Source organism: Nitrospirota bacterium (genome assembly GCA_026387665.1).
Taxonomy (GTDB): domain Bacteria; phylum Nitrospirota; class Nitrospiria; order Nitrospirales; family Nitrospiraceae; genus Palsa-1315.
Genome location: JAPLLG010000008.1, coordinates 166,178 through 182,789, shown reverse-complemented (window position 1 = coordinate 182,789; position 16,612 = coordinate 166,178). Strand labels below are relative to the sequence as shown.

The window sequence follows — 16,612 nt, the reverse complement described above, 5'->3', positions numbered from 1 at the left end:
CAAAAGAGGTAGACAGACAAGATTATGAAATCTTCGGCGGCGGCGATCCCGCCTTCACCTGAGACAGATAATCGACGATCTTTTTCAACGCCCCGGCGCTGAGCTTCTGCCCGAACACCTTCGGCATCGTATTATCCGGGAATGGCTTCACCACATAGGCGCTCGGTGACACGATCGACTCCATGATGTAGTCCGGAACGGTCTTTGCGCCGCCCTTATAGTCCGCACTCTTGATGCGAAGCGGGGCATTCGTCCCCTCTTCGAGCTTCGGACCGATGGTGCCGACCGCGCCCGGGATGCCGGGGATCGTGTGGCAGGCTACGCACTGGGCCTTTGCAAAAATCTGATCGACCGGCTCCGTGCCGTCCGCCATCAAAGCGCTGGGTGCCCCAGCTGCCTTATCGTCCTGCTGCTTTGGCCGATCCGCCTCTGGAACAAACTTTTCATACGACTTGATGATCTCTTCGTATGTCGGAGCATCGCGTCCTTCGCGGATATACAACCAGGTGTCCACGGCGGCCAACTCCGGGAGACTCAACGAGATCGGAGGCTTGTGGATGGCAGGCATCGGGCTCTCTTTATCGTTCGTGCCCTTGACGCCATACCCTGCAACGACGTAACAGCTCGGGCAGGAATGGGATTCAGCGATATACTCCTGGCCATTCTCTGCAGTCCCAGCCCCAGGAAAGGACTCCTTCTGCGCATATTCTCTGGCCAGCGGCTTGCCCTTGCTGTACTTCGGATCCTCTAAGCGCTCTTTGCCCGCACGCTCAGGAAGGCCGTCAAGGTTTGGGGCGCGCTCGCCCAACATACCCTTGTGGAACGCGTGGCAGAGCGGACACTGCCCTTTTCCGATTGCGCCCTGCACCTTGTTTTGCCCGATGCCGCCGAAGATGATCTTTTCGCCTTCGTCGGCCAGCTGCTGCGCCGTCATCGACTCAAACTGAATCTTTTCTTCTTTGGGGGGAAAGCCGCCTTCAACCTGCGGCAGCCAATTCCCATATCCTGACAGGCCAGCGGCGACAAAGAACATGAAGCCACCGATCTTCAGCAACGCAGCCTGGTTAGGGAAATAAATTCCCATCATGAAACACATGGCGGTGATGAGCACCAGCGAAACCGGCAACATCCGGTTCGCGTCGTAAAAGCTCGTCTTGTAGTGCGCGATTGCCAACAACAACATGAACGCGCCAATCATGCCAATAAAGAGCTTGAACGTCGCGCGTTTCTTTGCAGCGGGATCGCTGATAGTTACCAGGGAATACACGAAGAGACTCGCGAGAAGCGCGAGCAGCGGCCACCCTATTGAGATCGCTTCATTTATCAGATCGCCCACGGTTTTATCCTCCTGAGGTTCGGGTAGGAGGAAGGCACGCACACCGCGCCCCCTCTCCCCCCAACCAAGATCCTAACGATGATTAGTGGCCCCCAGCTGGCTGCGGTGCGCCGCCTGGAACCCCTGCCTTCGCTTCAACTGGCGCCTTCTTTATCCCGAGGCTGCCGAGCCAGAAGACAAAGAGGATGCTGATCCAGAAGAACAACACATTAAAGGAAATCATGTTCGCCGCGAATCCCACCGTATGGGTATAGGCCCAGGGAGAGTTATCGCGCATGATCTCATTCACGTGCCAGAACAACCGAACCGATGAGCGAATGTAGCCCATCAACCCCATCATCCAGGTAAAGGCCGTCGCGAGCATGATCAAGGCATACTGTGATCGAGCGGAAATCTTGCCCCACTCGATGGGCCCCATCTGCTTGGCGCCCTTCATCATGAAGCTGTTGAGCGCAAACATGAAGAAGAGGCAGGACAAGGTCGTCGCCACCTGAGGCACCGACAAACCGACCCGCACGTTGGCTGGAATGTAATAGCCGAGGACCGCGAGCCCGATAATATTGAAATAGGCGCAACCGAAGAAGATGCCCATGAAAATATTGCCGAACTTCGACCAGGATACCGTCGAGACCTTATTGCCTCGCATGTACCAGACGAAGCTGAGAATGGTGGTGGTGATAATGACGTTGATACCACCATTCTTGGCCGACATGACGCCATAGTTACCCAGCACCGGGTGCTGCTGCCCGCCCATCGCCTTGAGCTCAGCGGGAGTCATGACGATCGTGTGGGGGGTAATGAACACCAGGTAGCCGCAACAAAGCACGAACACGAGATACTTAATGTACCGTTGATACTTCTCCGCACCGCGCATCCGACCGAGCGCCTGCCAGAGATAGTAATTGGTGCTCAAGAAGAGAATACCGATCATGGTGGCTTGAATGATGAAGAGCCAGGCCAAGAGACCGCCCATGAGCGTAATGCCCATCTGCTGACGATAGGCATACACTTCGCGCATCAGCCAATAACCGGCGAATGGCAAGGGGATCAAGAAAGCCACGCCGAGCGCCATGGCGATATACCCCATCCAATCGTAGTGGGCGCGGTCTTCATCCGTCTTGGACGCCAGGAACTTATAGGCCGCGTAGGCCGCCACGACACCGCCGCCGAACGCCATGTTACCCAAAATGCGGTGCACATTGAGCGGGTTCCAGAGTGCGGTATGGATGACGTGCCAGATGTTCCCCAGGTACCGGCCCTGTTCATCGACGCCGGCAGGCGACATCATGAAGCCGATCCAGGAGTTCGCCAGGAACATGAGCAGGGTGCCGATCACGTTCAAGATCACGGACAGGCTCAAGTGAATCCACTTGAGGAACCCTTCCCGCATCTTGTCCCAGCCGTAATAATAGATGTAGAGGGTGCCGCTCTCCGCCACAAACATCAATGCATAGATATGCATGACCGGGCGGAAGATGCTAGAGAGATAGCCGAAGAATGCAGGATAGAGCGTCAGGAAGGTGAAGATCAGGATACCGCCCAGGATGGCGGTCAGCGAATAGGCCGTCAAACTGATCTTGATGAAGTCATAGGCGAGCTGGTCATACCGCTTCGCCATCGCCTTATCCTTCGTCACCACCCCCATGAACTCAATGACCATGCAGAAAATCGGAACCGCGAGCACGAAACTTCCGTAATAGAGGTGCTGCTGATTCGCAAACCAGAGCAACACGCGGCTCTCGAAATTGTACCGAGGATAATCCCGAGGACCATCGACAGTCTTCGGCGCAGGGGCACCGGCCACGATACCTTCCGTCTTATAATAGACGTCTCTCCCCTTCTCAACCTTCGCCTCACCATCCTTCTTCACCGCATCGGGCGCATCGGTGCCCATAGCCAGTGACGGAAGCGATACGGCGATGGGGAGCAGGAGAAGGCCAATCATCGCGCACAGCGCCATGATTGAGAACAACTTCTTCCCGGCTACTAAACCCATGGGATACCTCCTTAATGCATTCCGAAAAAGACTCATCGCGATCCCTGCAAACTCAACTCAACGCAGAACGACCCCCAAGGCCTACTTCCGGAACAGATACCAGAAGTCCAGTCCCTGCGAATCCATCAAGAAATGGTCAACCGCTGTGAAATAGGCAACGCAAATCACCAGCGACACGATCACATACACAATTGTCTGGCCCATCAGACGCCCTCCCTCACAACTTGCAGACGTTCAAAAAATCACAGCAAGACAGCGGCCCGCACTTAGCAGGGGCACTGAATTCCTGCGAACCAATAGAAAAACCACAGCCCAACCGCACAAGTGATGTAGAAAATCATTCGACCGACTTTGACCTTAAACTCGCTATCCACCGTTGCCGTTGCCATCGTATCTCCTTCTCCTGATGGGGGAAAATAACTACCTGGGTCGTATCAGCGAATTTCTTGACACACAGACGCCCGTAATGTTATTCAAAATTCTTTGCCGTTCACGAAAAATCAGGGGAAAATCGATGATTAAGAACTCAAAAGTGTTCGACATTATAGTTTTGGCCGGAATGGTTGTCAATATAATTTTGGCCGTGTTTCTCATTCTCTACTACTTTGATTTCTTGTAGATTTATCGGGGTTTCCCTCTTCAAATTCTCTCTCATTTTGCCCCCGAAACCGCGCAACGAAACCCGATCGTTTCATCGCGGAAGTCGGGAACCATTTTACTCCGACTGGTGATGCGAATATCGGCTCCCGTTGTCGCATAGCCCCCTCCTCGGAGCACCCGATAGGTACCGGAATCAGGCCCCTGAGGATTTTGTTCGGAAGCCTCAGCGAAATAACTTTCCGCGTACCAGTCGGCCACCCACTCCATCACATTGCCTGCTCCATCCATGACGCCGTAGGGGCTCTTATCGGTCAGGACGGCGCCGACAGCGGCGGCAACCTCATGGCCGTCCTGCACCCTGGCCCAATTCGCTCCATTGGGCTGCTCCACGTCACCCCAGGGCCAGAGACGGCCATCCGTCCCTCGCATCGCCTTCTCCCATTCCGCCTCAGTGGGAAGCCGCCGTCCCTTCCACTGGCAATAGGCCTCCGCATCTTCCCATGACACATAGACCACGGGCTGATTGAGGCTGCGCATCTTGCTCATGTTCTTGGCGTAGCGGGAGGGGGGGCCGGACTTACGATGGCCGGTCGCCTCCACAAATTGCTGATACTGAAAGTTGGTCACTTCATACCGATCGATCGCAAAGGCATCGAGCAGCAACATGCGCTGCGGCCGTTCATCAAATCCGTCATGATCGGTCCCACGGATAAAGGGGCCAGCCGGGATCGAAACCAGTTCTTCCTGGACCGGCTCTTCGCGAGCAACCTGAGCAGGATCGGCCGGCTCCAACGGAGCCACATCTGTAGAGTCGTTTGGAGAATCTTCAAACGGCGTCAAGGTGGTGCCGCGGATGATCCCCATAATAGGGAGCGCAGCAAAGGCGAGGACGGCAAGAAGAAACAGGACCTTGAATTTAGTTTCGAGCATGTCTGTTATGGCGCCGCGGGGCTGTCTCCAACCTCCATATCGCTGGCACAACGGAACCCGATCGTAATGTCCGCCCGCCAATGTTTCGCGGCGAATCGCTTGGAGAGCCGCGCATTATGCTCGGTCTCCCGCCAGGACCCTCCCCGCACGACCTTCAAATCCTCTGCAGCCTCAGCCCCCTTCGGATCACGGTAGGGCGCTTTCTGGTAGTAGTGCTCGTCATACGAATCCGCAACCCATTCCGCGACATTCCCGGTCATGTCATAGATGCCATAGGGACTTCGCCCGGACTCGAACGATCCGGGAGGCGCGAGATACCGATACCCATCTTCACTTCCGTCCACATTGGCATTGGCGCGGCCGCTGATAAAGGTATCGCCCCAGGCATACCTCCTCTTCCCCTCGCCGCGGCCGGCCTTTTCCCATTCTGCTTCCGTGGGAAGGCGCTTGCCCGCCCACTTGCAATAGGCCCCCGCCTCGTCCCAGGTGACGCTCATCGCCGCAAACTCCGGCTTTAGCAGCTTGGATTGATCGTCTTCAAACACTTCGATCTTGGGCAGCGGCCGCTTCGTCATTTTGGCAAACCGGGCATATTCCTCTTGCGAGACCTCTTTCTTGTCGAGGTAGAAGGCCTTGAGAAACACTTGCCGCTCCGGCGCTTCGTCCGGGTCCCCATCCTTGCTGCCCATGATGAAGGGCCCTTCAGGGATCTGCACCATCTCGCGGCCCTCGTCGCCGATCTTCGTTTTATACATGGAGTAATCCTGCGACGGGACGCTGCTCGGCGCAGAACGAGCCTCGGTCTTGATCGAGAGGACCAATTCTTTCATCTTCTTCGCCTTGTACGACTCATTGACCAGCAAGCCGATCAGCAGGAAGAACGACGCAAAGACAAAAATGATCGAGCCGATGAGGACCTTCTTATTTTCCATCGCGTCTCAGGCTCCTTCAATTGTGCGTGACACGGAGGAATCCGCCGACTCAGATGCGGCCTTCTTGGCCGCGCGCATATCCAGCAACATCGAAATCTGCACCCCGAGAAATCCGCCCATAGCAGCGCCGGCCCCGGCGCCCACGGATATTCGCTCCGGCCCGGCAATGAACCAGGCCAACAGTCCGCCCAGCACTGTGCCCACCAAAATACTCGCTAGAAAACGTCGTCCACCCATAAAGCCGATGACCCCGCCAAGCAGGAGCCCTGCCCCGCTCGCAACCGGCAGGATGCCGCCGCCCATGATGACCCCGATCAGCGTCCCGACGGTTCCCATCACGGCCACGCCGAACAGGATATCGGGCACTTTCATCGACCAATCTTGCTCCGTACCGGATTCGGCCATGCTAACTACACTCCAATGCTCTAGTGCCCTGCGCTAGCCACCAGCGAACCGAAATCGATTTCGACGCCAGGCCCGGCAATAATCGAAATACCCCAAGCCTTGGCAGCCGGCTCATGCTTGTGAATCCGCTTGAAGTCTTCATAGACGTTGACCCGCTCTTCAATCCATTGCCCGACATCCTTGGTGCCGCTCTGGACTACGATCTCCGCGCCGCTAAACATGCCCCCCTCGCTCAGTACCCCCTCAGGCTTGGTGGCGCTCCAGATATACTTCGTGAAGACGGGGATGAACATCAAATCCGTATCCAGCGAGGCATAGATCGCCGCGATCGGCTCCGTTCCCGCCGCGGCCTTATTCAACCGCCAGCGCCAGGTGAGGACAGGAAAGGCCTTCGGGTCCCAATCGATCTTCTTTTTCTTGATCCGCTGCCCCGCATCCTTCGCCGCCAGAAAACTCACGCCGTTTTCAGTCTGAATCTTATAGGCATCACGCCCCTTGGAATGGCTTCGTTGATTCTCATGGTCCCAATTCGAGGGGAACCCGTCCGTTTCTTTCGCCTGGAAATCCTCCAAGACCAAGGATTGGTTTTGCGCCGAGACCGCGCCCTGCATCATGAAACTTCCACAGAGCACCAGCCAGACTGCGAGATATCTCTGGATCATCACCCCTCGATTCATACTCCAACCCTTTCGCTGTTCAGGCCTCTTGCGACGATGACGGAGCTAGGACCGGCGCAGCCCCCTCGGCCAACTCTTCCCCCATCACCGGCAACTGATCGCGCTGGCACATCCAGAAAAGCGCAAAGACCGCCCCCCAGAACACCACCATGTTGAGCGTCACCATCTTCGCTGCAAAGGCAAAGTCCGGCGTAAAGGCCCAGGGCGACACATCGGCCATCACCTCACTCACATGCCATGCCAACCGTCCGGAGGAACGAATATAGCCCATGAGACCCATGACCCACGAGAAGGCCGCAGCCAATCCGAAGAGGCCCACCATGCCCCTGACCGAAATCTTCCCCCATTGGACCGGTCCATGGACGAGCGCCCCCTTGAGCATCATACGATTGATCACCAGCCCGACCACCAGCACCGTCAACGTCGTCACAGCCTGCGGGGACGACAGTCCGACGCGGAGCTTCGCCGGCAAATAGAATCCATAGACCGAGAGGTAAATAATATTAATGGAACCGAGCAGGAACAGCGCCCCGATGAGGAAGTTCCCTTTCCTGACCCAGGATACGACCATCGTGCGATTGGCGCGTCGGTAGTAGATGAAACTCAGGGTGGTCACGAGAATCAAGATATTGACCGCGCCATTCTTGGCAGACATCACGCCGTAGTTGCCGACCACAGGATGCGACGAACCGCCCATCGCCTTCACTTCACTGCCCGACATCATGACGGTATGCGGCGTCAGCCAAATGAACAGGGCCAACATCAGCACCGCCAGCAACGACTGATAGTAAGGCTGATACCGTTCCCCTCCGCGAAGGCGCGCCATGCTCTGCCAGAGATAATAGTTCACCCCGAGAAACAAGGCACCGATCAAGAGGGCCTGCACCACGAAGAGCCAGGTAAGCAATCCGCCCATCATCGTCACACCCATGCTCTGGCTGAAGGCATAGACCGACCGCATCAACCAATAGCCGGCAAAGGGCATCGGCAAAAGCGCACAGACCGTGACAAACAAAAAGACGTACCCTACCCAATCGAAATAGGCGCGCTCTTCGTCCGTCTTACTCGTAAAGAAACGATAGCAGGCATAGGCCAGGACCACCGCGCCGCCGGACATGATATCGGCCAGGAATCGATGGACATTCAACGGATTCCAGAGGGCCGAATGGAGCAAATGCCATCCGTTCCCCAGAAACCGCCCCTGCGCATCGACGCCGGCCGGCGCCATCATGAAGGCAGACCAGGAATTCGCCAGGAACAGCAGGGCCGCCCCGAACAGATTGCTCAACACGCCGATCGAGGCATGCACCCACTTCAACGATGGCTCAGCCAACCGGTTCCAGCTGTAGTAATAGAGGATGAGCAGCAGCGATTCCCCGACAAACACGATCGCATACAGCGGCATAAAGGACTTGAACGTCCCGCCCATATACTTCATGAAGCTGGGATAGAACCAGATAAACATCCCCAGCATGAGGCTCCCGACCACCGCGGTCACAGACAGGGCAAGCAGCGCCACTTTGGCTAAATCCCGCGCGAGGCCATCATAGCGAAGGGCCAGCGACGGCTTTCTGCTGCTCAACCCCAGGAACTCCAGCAGGACACAGAAAATTGGCAGCGCAAGGACGAACCCACCGAAGTAGGTATGTTGCTGCGTGACGAACCAGACGAGCAATCGGCTGTCGAACGACCCGATGCGCGAATAGACGGTCTCTTGCGGAGAAGGGGCGGGAGGCCCCTGGGGAGTTCCAGGCGTCTTGAAATAGAGGTCGGTGCTCTCCTCAGCAAAAGCCGGGCCCTGAAGGCCCCAGCCAATCCACGCGGCGGCCAACACCACCAACAGGAGGAGAGAAACCCACACAACTCCGTATGTTCTCTTCTTCATACCCATAGACTACACCTTCGAACCGGCCGTCATAGAGACGCCCGCACCAGATGACTTGCCAAGGATTCCCATGACGAAGGGACAGCGGAGCAAGGCGCTCGACATCGTCTGCCCCTGCTGTTCTTCAACCTGCCGGCGAAACCCGAGATAGTAACAATACAGAGCCATCATGCCGGTCACGAATCCGCCACTAGCCATCGCATACGTAGTGGGAATGCCAGGCTGCCTCAAGAGGAACAGCACAAACCCAACCGCCACCAGATAGTAGGTCGCAACAAAGGCGAGTCCCGGCCACCACCAATATTTCAGCAATTCGCCCGCCTTCGTCTGGAACAGTCCTTGGGTCCATGACGAGTTGGGACGAAGCCCGCCAAAGTAGGCACAGAGAGAAACCAGCCCCCCCAACACCGATACAGAGGCCAACTGCACCAGGGCCGCTCCCTGGCTCGCCTCGACGAGGTGTCCCAGCGAGGCGCCCAATGCTCCAATGATGAGACCAACTGCAACCCAAGGCGCCAGTTCCATTGCATGGCTGCCGACCATCGTGCGGAGGGCCAGCCCATCGGGAAACGTCGGAAAGAGGCGGCCCAGGAGGGCCACTTTCCTCACATGCCCGATCTCAAAAGCATCGCGCGCCACTGCCGTACAGGAAATGATGATGGCCATCATGGCAGGCCCATCCGGATGCTGGAGATAGCCATAGCCGACGAGCCAGAGCAACGCCAGGACCAGCAGAGACAACTGAACCCCATAGACAAACCCGATCCAGCCTCCGAGCCAGAACAGCAAACGGCTCCTGTCCTCTCGAAGGATCGTACCCCAGACAGCGGCGCGACCGACGCGATAGGCAAGCAACGATGTGACCACCGCAACCAGGCCGCTGACCAGCAACAAGACGATCGGTTCCGACAGAGGCAAGAACAGCTTGGCCAGCCGATAGACCACGAAAGCCACCAGCCCCGGCACAAACATGACGATCCGCTTTTGCTTGCGCACAGAGTCTTCCGTAACGGCCAGACTGAGGCTGGGCAAGACTCGCAATGCCATTCGATGTAGCATAATTTGCTCGTTAGACGTGAACCGTGAAACGTGAAATGACGGAAAATCTTCTCGTGTTACGTTTCACGTCTTACCTTTTACGTCTTTTGTGCGGCCATTCCGAAATAACGCGCCTTCACTTCTTCCATCAAGGCGACGGTGATGCGTGTCTCGCCGCGATCTGCCACGGTCCGCTCCAGCTCAATGCGGGCCATGGCACGGACCGGCGCCGGCACCCGCTCCAAGCGACGCTCTGCTTCAGGCTCCCACTCGATACGTTCGCCAGTCCTTGGTCGAAGCAACGTGTCATAGGCAATCACACGCTCACCTCTGGTGCGCACATCCTGCTCCACCTCCGCACGGAATAACGGCGCAAGGTACGGAGGTATACGATCCAGCCGGTGCAGCGCGTCATCGGTCCACATCATCCGATCGACGAGCTCGCCGGTCTGACCGGCAGGGACATCGATGCCGACCTTCAAGCCGCAGCCGCGACATTCCGTTCGAATGAACCACTGGGGCGTCCCATCATCATAGGACCGTTCTTCAATCCCCTCTGTATGCATCCAGCGACCACAGCCGCAGGTCAGCATGACGGGGCCTCAGATCTCAGCACTTCTTGCGTCATCCGATCTTTCCCGGATACAAAAGATAGAGCATCGTATAGGTGGTGGTGCCGGTCACAAAGAGAACACAATAGACGATCATCGTGAACAGGCCAAGCGCCCGATGGCGGCGCGCGCCGTTCGGCCAAATCCGCTGGATCGTCATCTCGACCGAGAAGACAATGGCGATCAGCAGCAGCAAGCTCAGATAGACTTCGAATTTCCGCATGGAGAAACCGGCGGTCGCGACGCGAGAGAAGAACAAGAGCATCACCAGCGCGGTCAGGCTGCCGAAGACCAGCCCGACCTTCCTCCAGGTCGTCAGTAACAGCGCTTCCCTGAGCGATCTGGCCCCATCGACGACTTGTTGAGAGCGGAAACCCAGCACGATCATGTAAATCGCCATGATCAATCCGAGAATGACCAGCACAATGTGCAACGTGAGGACAGGGATGAAGACATAATCGTAGAGGGCCTGCGACCCGCCAAATCCTTCCTTCCCCTCAAAGGCCAGCACGCCCAATTGGCGGAATAAATAGTAGCTCATGAAGAAGGCCACCATGGCGATCATCCCGCCCAGCATCATCCAATGGTGGGCATCAGCCCGGCGTCTCCGCGCCTGGATCCAGCCAATCACGAAGAGCCCCGTAAAGAACGTCGCCATGAGCTGACTCATGTCCGCCCCGACCGTGGCATGGGTGCCAAAAAAACCAGGCTGTTTGAGCCATTCGATCATGAAATTCCTTGCTGTTCGTATCCCGTCACTCGTATTTCGTCGCTCGCACCCTGCGCTTCACGAGAGACGCTTCACGCTTCACGAGCTTTCACGCCCTGCACCGCCGCTGAGGGCTCCAACTCTGTCACGGTTGAAAAACCTGCGTCCTTCATCCACTGCATCGCATCTGTCGTCTTGTAGCAGCCGCCCCGTTCCGTGTTCACCAGAATATGGACCGCAAAGGCGGTGGTCCAGGCAGGACCGGTTCCTGCTTCGTTTAAGAATCGATCCTTGATGACCAACCGGCCGCCCGGCGCCAAATGGGCCAGCACCCTCTTCACCAATGCGGCATTCGTGGCAAAGTCTTGATAGTGCAGAATGTCGGACATCAAGGCCACATCGTAGGGTCCACCGAGTCCATCTTTATTGAAATCGCCTGGGAGCAGGCTAATCCTGGATTCCAAACCGGTCTCTTTCACCGTTCGTTCCGTCAGTCGGAGCGTCGCAGGCAAATCGAACACCGTCGCGGTCAGCTCCGGATAGGCCTGGCAAAAGGCAATCGCGTTGGTCCCGGCTCCGCCCCCCAAATCCAAGAGCCGAACCGGCCCGCTCAGCTGCAGCCGTTTGGCAAAATCAGGCCCACTCTGCTGCCCGATCCGATGGAGGACCGCTAGCACATTGGTGCCCAACTCAGGGTCTGTCTCGAAGACATGCCGGTCGACCGATCGCTGGCCCGTGCGAATCGTCTGCTCCAGCTTGCCCCAGTTGTCCCATTCCGCATCGTGCAGCAACAGGAGATGGCCGATATATTGGGACGAGTTGCGGACCAGATGCGTGGCAGCGGCGGTCGAATTTCCGTAAGAATCCCCGTTCTTATCCAATAGTCGCATCGCGACCAGAGCATTCAACAATAATCCCAAGGTCTGCTCATGCGCGCCCAGGCGACCAGCTACTTCCGGGAGAGTCTTCCGCTTCCCATCCAAAGCGGAAAACACATCCAGCCGGACGGCAGTCAATAGAATCTTGGTCTCCCAGTAGTACCCCAGCTGAAAGATTTCCGCGAGCGACAGTTCCCGTGACACAGGACCCCTTTCAAGCATTTTGAGCAGAAAACCCGGCATCTTACCCAGTTCAGAAAGTGAAAGGCAAGGTAAGGAACAAGGCCCTGCACCGCTAAAAACACGAGGGGCAGCGGATTACTCCGCTGCCCCTCGATTGCGGGTTGCCCCGCCGATACAAAACGTTGGCTTACTTAATTTCAGCCTTGAGCGTGGCCGGCCCGCCTTCGGTCACATCCACGTCAAATTCAACCTTCTTGCCCTTGGCTGCAAACGGATGCCAGGCCACAACTTTGTGCTTGCCGGCTGGCACGCCCTTGATCTCGAACGAGCCATCTTCCTTCGCCACGGCGAAGTAGGCATTCGATACCGGCAGGTAGAAGCCCTGCATGAACTCATGCTGGTCACACTGTAAACGATAGAAGCCATCCTTCTCTGCGCCGCCACGGAACACCACTGGCTTGTCGAGCTTGTCGCCCTTCTTGGCCAAACCGATGTTGAAACCGGTGGCCGAGCTGGAGCCCTTCACCACGAAGCTATGCGGATTGTGCAGCACGCCCTGGACCGACTTTGGGTCATCGGCATCGGCGTCATGGTTCTCAACCTTGAAGGACTTGTTGTTCACGACCACACCGGTGAACGGAAGGAACTCGCAGAACTCCGCCACGACTTCGGTACCCGTATAGGCATCAACAAAAGCCTTGTCTTCCAGATCGACCACGGCCACGACCGCGCCCTTGAGGCCGCCATCCTTGCTGACTTCAATGGTCTTGAAGAAGCGCTTGTCGCCATCCATCAAGGCCTTGTTGGGGTTCTTCACGCAAAACTTCGGGTTCGGGAACTTCGCGAAGGAAAACTCCTTCTGCTCAGACTTTCCAGCAAAGGTCACCTTGCCGGAAATGCTGCCGCCTGCAAACGCAGTGAAAGGCGCCGCGACAAACGCGACGGCTGCCACGCCCAATATGACTGACAACGCACTCTTCATATGACTGCCTCCTTGTGATGAACAACTAACCGCTGAATTAATACTCTCGTCCCCTTATCGTCTACCACCAACCATGAGGGGAACCGGGAACGTATTCCACCCTGGTGACTCGATCTCAATTGCAGTTCGCGTAAGCAGGACTCGTCTCAGAACGAGTCTGTATACAAAACTCTACCCCACCCTGTCAATCCGAAACAAGGGGGCGCCAATCGTACGCCAATTGCCTATTTCTTCAGTTGCAGCAGGTGCAAGAGGGCCCCTGCAGCGGTGGCCCGCACGGCATCGTTCGTGTCGTGCAGGGCTTCCTTCATGAGGGGAACCAGCTCACGGTCCCCCACATGACCAAGGGAACGAATAGCCACAATCTTGGGACCGGGAAGCGGATCAGCCGTCAAACTGGTCAGCAGGGCGATGGCATCGGACACGTTGGGCTTGGTCGCCTTCCCCAGGGCATAGGCGACGGACGCCCGCATCGCCGTATCGTTCTGCTGAGCCAGCGCTTGTGCAGTGGGCGCCACAGTCCGATAGGGTTGGCCCAGCTGAAGCAAGGCGGCAATTGCCGAGGCGCGGACCGTAAAACTGCCGTCGCCGAGCGACCTGGTGATGGCCGGTACCGATTCCGTCCCCCCCATATCCGCCAAGCTCCCGATCGCCGATTCGCGCACGCCGGGAATCGGATCTTTCAGGAGCTGCTCGATTTGTCCCCGCACCTCTTTTCGTCCGAGATGCCCAAGCCCGCGAGCGGCAGCGCCGCGAACGGAGGGCTGCTTGTAGGTTAACGACTCGATCATGATGGGGACGCCTCGCTGGTCGTTCAGGTCGACGATCGTGCGAATGGCATCGGCTCGATCCTCCGGATTCAGCGACTCTGCTGCCTGCTGCAATTGCGTCCAGGCCTCTTTCTTGCCAAGCCGGATCAAGGCGCTATAGGCCGCAATACGAACCGTGCTCAACTCGTCTTTCGTTGCCGCCTCAACGATCGGCAGCACGCTAAGGTCTCCCGTTTTGCCAAGCGCCTTCACGACCCGCGCTTTGACTAACCCTGCTTGATCCTCGATGGCCCCGCGCAGTTTCATCGATTTCCGACCGGCCTCGGATCGACCGAGCCCCTCGACCGCGAGCACCCGGACCGGCCCGGACCCGTCGCTCAAGCCATCCTCGAAATAGGGAATCGTCTCGTCCGAATCCACCTCTTTCAGCGCGGTATAGGCCGCTCCGCGCATTTGATCGCGCATGTCCTTCACCATGACGACGATGAATCCCATCGCCACCTCTCGCAGAAGAGGCAAGTCGTCTTGTTTCAGCGCGAGTTCCAGCTTGTCGTACTCACCGAGCGCATCTTTGGGATTCCCGAGCTTGAGGAACGAGCGGATCTTGAGACGGCGCACGTCCGGAGCGGCGGCCTGGTCCTTCTCCAACTTGGCCAACTGCTCCAGCGCCTGGGCATAGTCTTTCTTCTCGAAGGCCTCTTGCGCCGCCTTGGGCACAGATGCCGTTCCGGCATAGCCCGTTCCACTCCAAAGAGAAACGCAGGCCACCGCCACTGCGGCAAGCAGATTCACCCGGCACGAACGCCTGCACCTCATCACATCACCCATCGTCTCTCTACCCCCGTCCTCTCGGCGCAGTCGCCGTTATACGTTTCTTATATCCTGGTGGCTCGTCAAAATAGTAGGCAGGCTGAGGCGACAGTCTAAACCGTTCATACGCAAACGACCACTCCCGATCCCGGCTGACGAGCTTCAAGACCACGCCTGTCTCCAGATCCACCCATTCATAAAACCGCTCGACCCTGCCCTGGTAGTCTGTCTGAACCTCGAACAACTGGGCCGCACGACCGGCCGCCCTTGCATCACCGACCAGAATCCGCTCCCGCTCTCCCGGCAATGTCGGGCTAACCGGCAGCAAATCATCAGAGTCCAGCCCCGTCACCAATAGTTCTTTTTGCTGCGCCAGCAGATACCAGGTCTCCAATTTATCCAGCCGGATGATTTCGATGGCCGCATAACCCCGTTCGGTCCGAATGGCATACTTATATTCCAGCCGTAACCGATCCCCCTTCGCAAAGACTTGCGCCTGATAGTGCTTCCCCTTGACGGTCTTGATCAGCAAACCGGAGAACTCAACCGAAGGGATAACGACATCGTCAGCCGCCGCAGACCAAGGCAGGATCGCTTGGCAGCCCCACAGGACAAGCCAGAGACAGAACCCCCACCTCCAAGCCTTACCCTCTAGTCTAATAAACATGAACATTTAGCACACTGTGGAAAACTCTGTGGCCATGCGAGAGCTTCTCTACGCCGCATATGTAGCACAAGATAAAAATCTCACAGGATGCTCAAAATGTCCGTCCAGCAAGGCCGCAGCGGTCGACCGCTCACTTAGGGGTGAGTGGGATGATCCCAACTGCGCGCGTCCAACGAGGGGCGTCTGCGACCGCGCGTTGCGCGAGCACAGGGATCATCCCACCCACCCCCGCTCCCTTTTTCAGCATCCTGTCAATGCTGATGCTCGACGAGTGGCTGGATATCGACTGAGTAGCCCAGTGTGTCAGGGCCGAAACGGGGATTGTCCATCACTTTGAAGGCAGAACGGTTCCCCTTCGGAGCGAGGAGGGAAAGTTGCTCGACCAGTTTGCCATCCGGCTGGATCGTGACCATCTTGGTGACGCCAGGTCCGGTCTGAGGATGCCAGACCACCAGCTGATAGGTGCCGGGCGGGATCTGCTCGATCGCAAACTTGCCGTTCGAATCGGTCAGCGCATAGTAGGGACTATTCACCGCCATCGCCCAACTTTCCATATAGGCATGGAAACCGCATTGCATATAGAAGGTCCGCCGCCCTCGATTCAAATACATCGGCCCGACCAACGACTTGCCAGGCGCATGGCTGTGCAGCGCATGAAGATCGCCGCGATGGTGCTGCTGATTCATCACAAGGGGCGTATTGAACAACGTCCGCGCCCCTGCTTCCAGCGAGGTCTCATAGCCTTGGATATCGTGCATCACCGGATCCATGTTGATCACTTCCACCGCATGGCCGTTCCGCACGATGGTCATGAAGGGCGCGAACTGGCAATCTCTGGCTTCGATCAGGGGAACGGACAGCTCGAAGGGCTTGCCGGCTTCGACCCCTTCCAGAAAAACAATCGCGTCCTTCAGTTCATGTTGGGGTCCAACCACAAAATCATGGAGCAGCCGCCAGCCTCGACCGTTCGAGATTCGCCCACAATAGGCCGGGTCGGGAAAGGTAATGAGGTTGAACCCCTTCGGCTCCGGGACTGCGCCATCAAGACGGATCGTGCCTTCAATCGTCCCTCCATGCGGCACGTCGATCACATCGTAGGACCAGGCGACGGTCTCCAGGGACAGGAGGCAAAAAAGAATCGCCGCGCCATGACAAGCTGCTCGAATCATAGACTGGCTCACGAGACCCTCCTCCAGCGTGAAG

General features: G+C 57.3%; 17 protein-coding genes. All 17 read right to left on the bottom strand.

Going from position 1 to position 16,612, the window contains the following annotated elements:
• Positions 1-22 precede the first annotated feature (22 nt).
• The 17 genes from NT179_08230 to NT179_08150 all read right to left on the bottom strand — a co-directional run bounded on the left by NT179_08230 (position 23) and on the right by NT179_08150 (position 16,590).
• Positions 23-1,336, bottom strand: coding sequence for a nitric oxide reductase (locus NT179_08230; GenBank protein ID MCX5721999.1), 1,314 nt, complete (start codon positions 1,334-1,336; stop codon positions 23-25).
• Positions 1,337-1,418: 82 nt separating this feature from the next.
• Positions 1,419-3,332, bottom strand: coding sequence for a cytochrome ubiquinol oxidase subunit I (locus NT179_08225; GenBank protein MCX5721998.1), 1,914 nt, complete (start codon positions 3,330-3,332; stop codon positions 1,419-1,421).
• A gap of 81 nt (positions 3,333-3,413) precedes the next feature.
• Positions 3,414-3,536 carry a hypothetical protein gene (locus NT179_08220; GenBank protein ID MCX5721997.1) on the bottom strand — a complete coding sequence of 41 codons (123 nt, stop codon included), beginning with the start codon at positions 3,534-3,536 and terminating at the stop codon, positions 3,414-3,416.
• A gap of 62 nt (positions 3,537-3,598) precedes the next feature.
• Positions 3,599-3,721: a hypothetical protein gene (locus NT179_08215; protein MCX5721996.1), complete on the bottom strand. Its 123-nt coding sequence runs from the start codon at positions 3,719-3,721 to the stop codon at positions 3,599-3,601.
• A gap of 262 nt (positions 3,722-3,983) precedes the next feature.
• Positions 3,984-4,862, bottom strand: a complete 879-nt coding sequence (locus NT179_08210) for an SUMF1/EgtB/PvdO family nonheme iron enzyme (protein MCX5721995.1) — start codon at positions 4,860-4,862, stop codon at positions 3,984-3,986.
• Positions 4,863-4,867: 5 nt separating this feature from the next.
• A complete protein-coding gene (locus NT179_08205; GenBank protein ID MCX5721994.1) occupies positions 4,868-5,581 on the bottom strand; it encodes an SUMF1/EgtB/PvdO family nonheme iron enzyme in 714 nt (237 codons plus the stop codon).
• Between the two features lie 219 nt (positions 5,582-5,800).
• Positions 5,801-6,199 (bottom strand): hypothetical protein, encoded by a 399-nt coding sequence (locus NT179_08200; protein ID MCX5721993.1) that lies wholly within the window; start codon positions 6,197-6,199, stop codon positions 5,801-5,803.
• A 20-nt stretch (positions 6,200-6,219) separates the two neighbouring features.
• Positions 6,220-6,876 (bottom strand): DUF3047 domain-containing protein, encoded by a 657-nt coding sequence (locus NT179_08195; GenBank protein MCX5721992.1) that lies wholly within the window; start codon positions 6,874-6,876, stop codon positions 6,220-6,222.
• A gap of 19 nt (positions 6,877-6,895) precedes the next feature.
• Complete coding sequence (locus NT179_08190; GenBank protein MCX5721991.1) at positions 6,896-8,761, bottom strand: hypothetical protein; 1,866 nt, start codon at positions 8,759-8,761, stop codon at positions 6,896-6,898.
• 9 nt (positions 8,762-8,770) lie between these two features.
• Entirely contained in the window at positions 8,771-9,820 is a 1,050-nt protein-coding gene (locus NT179_08185; protein ID MCX5721990.1) for a hypothetical protein, read from the bottom strand.
• Between the two features lie 77 nt (positions 9,821-9,897).
• On the bottom strand, positions 9,898-10,365 hold the full coding sequence (locus NT179_08180) for a PCP reductase family protein (GenBank protein ID MCX5721989.1): 468 nt from the start codon (positions 10,363-10,365) through the stop codon (positions 9,898-9,900).
• A 58-nt stretch (positions 10,366-10,423) separates the two neighbouring features.
• Positions 10,424-11,140 carry a DUF420 domain-containing protein gene (locus tag NT179_08175; protein ID MCX5721988.1) on the bottom strand — a complete coding sequence of 239 codons (717 nt, stop codon included), beginning with the start codon at positions 11,138-11,140 and terminating at the stop codon, positions 10,424-10,426.
• A gap of 71 nt (positions 11,141-11,211) precedes the next feature.
• Entirely contained in the window at positions 11,212-12,201 is a 990-nt protein-coding gene (locus tag NT179_08170; GenBank protein MCX5721987.1) for a methyltransferase, read from the bottom strand.
• 166 nt (positions 12,202-12,367) lie between these two features.
• Entirely contained in the window at positions 12,368-13,162 is a 795-nt protein-coding gene (locus tag NT179_08165) for a hypothetical protein (protein MCX5721986.1), read from the bottom strand.
• Between the two features lie 224 nt (positions 13,163-13,386).
• Positions 13,387-14,748: a HEAT repeat domain-containing protein gene (locus NT179_08160; GenBank protein ID MCX5721985.1), complete on the bottom strand. Its 1,362-nt coding sequence runs from the start codon at positions 14,746-14,748 to the stop codon at positions 13,387-13,389.
• Between the two features lie 19 nt (positions 14,749-14,767).
• Positions 14,768-15,409: a hypothetical protein gene (locus NT179_08155; GenBank protein MCX5721984.1), complete on the bottom strand. Its 642-nt coding sequence runs from the start codon at positions 15,407-15,409 to the stop codon at positions 14,768-14,770.
• A gap of 251 nt (positions 15,410-15,660) precedes the next feature.
• Positions 15,661-16,590 (bottom strand): carboxypeptidase-like regulatory domain-containing protein, encoded by a 930-nt coding sequence (locus NT179_08150; protein MCX5721983.1) that lies wholly within the window; start codon positions 16,588-16,590, stop codon positions 15,661-15,663.
• Positions 16,591-16,612 lie beyond the last annotated feature (22 nt).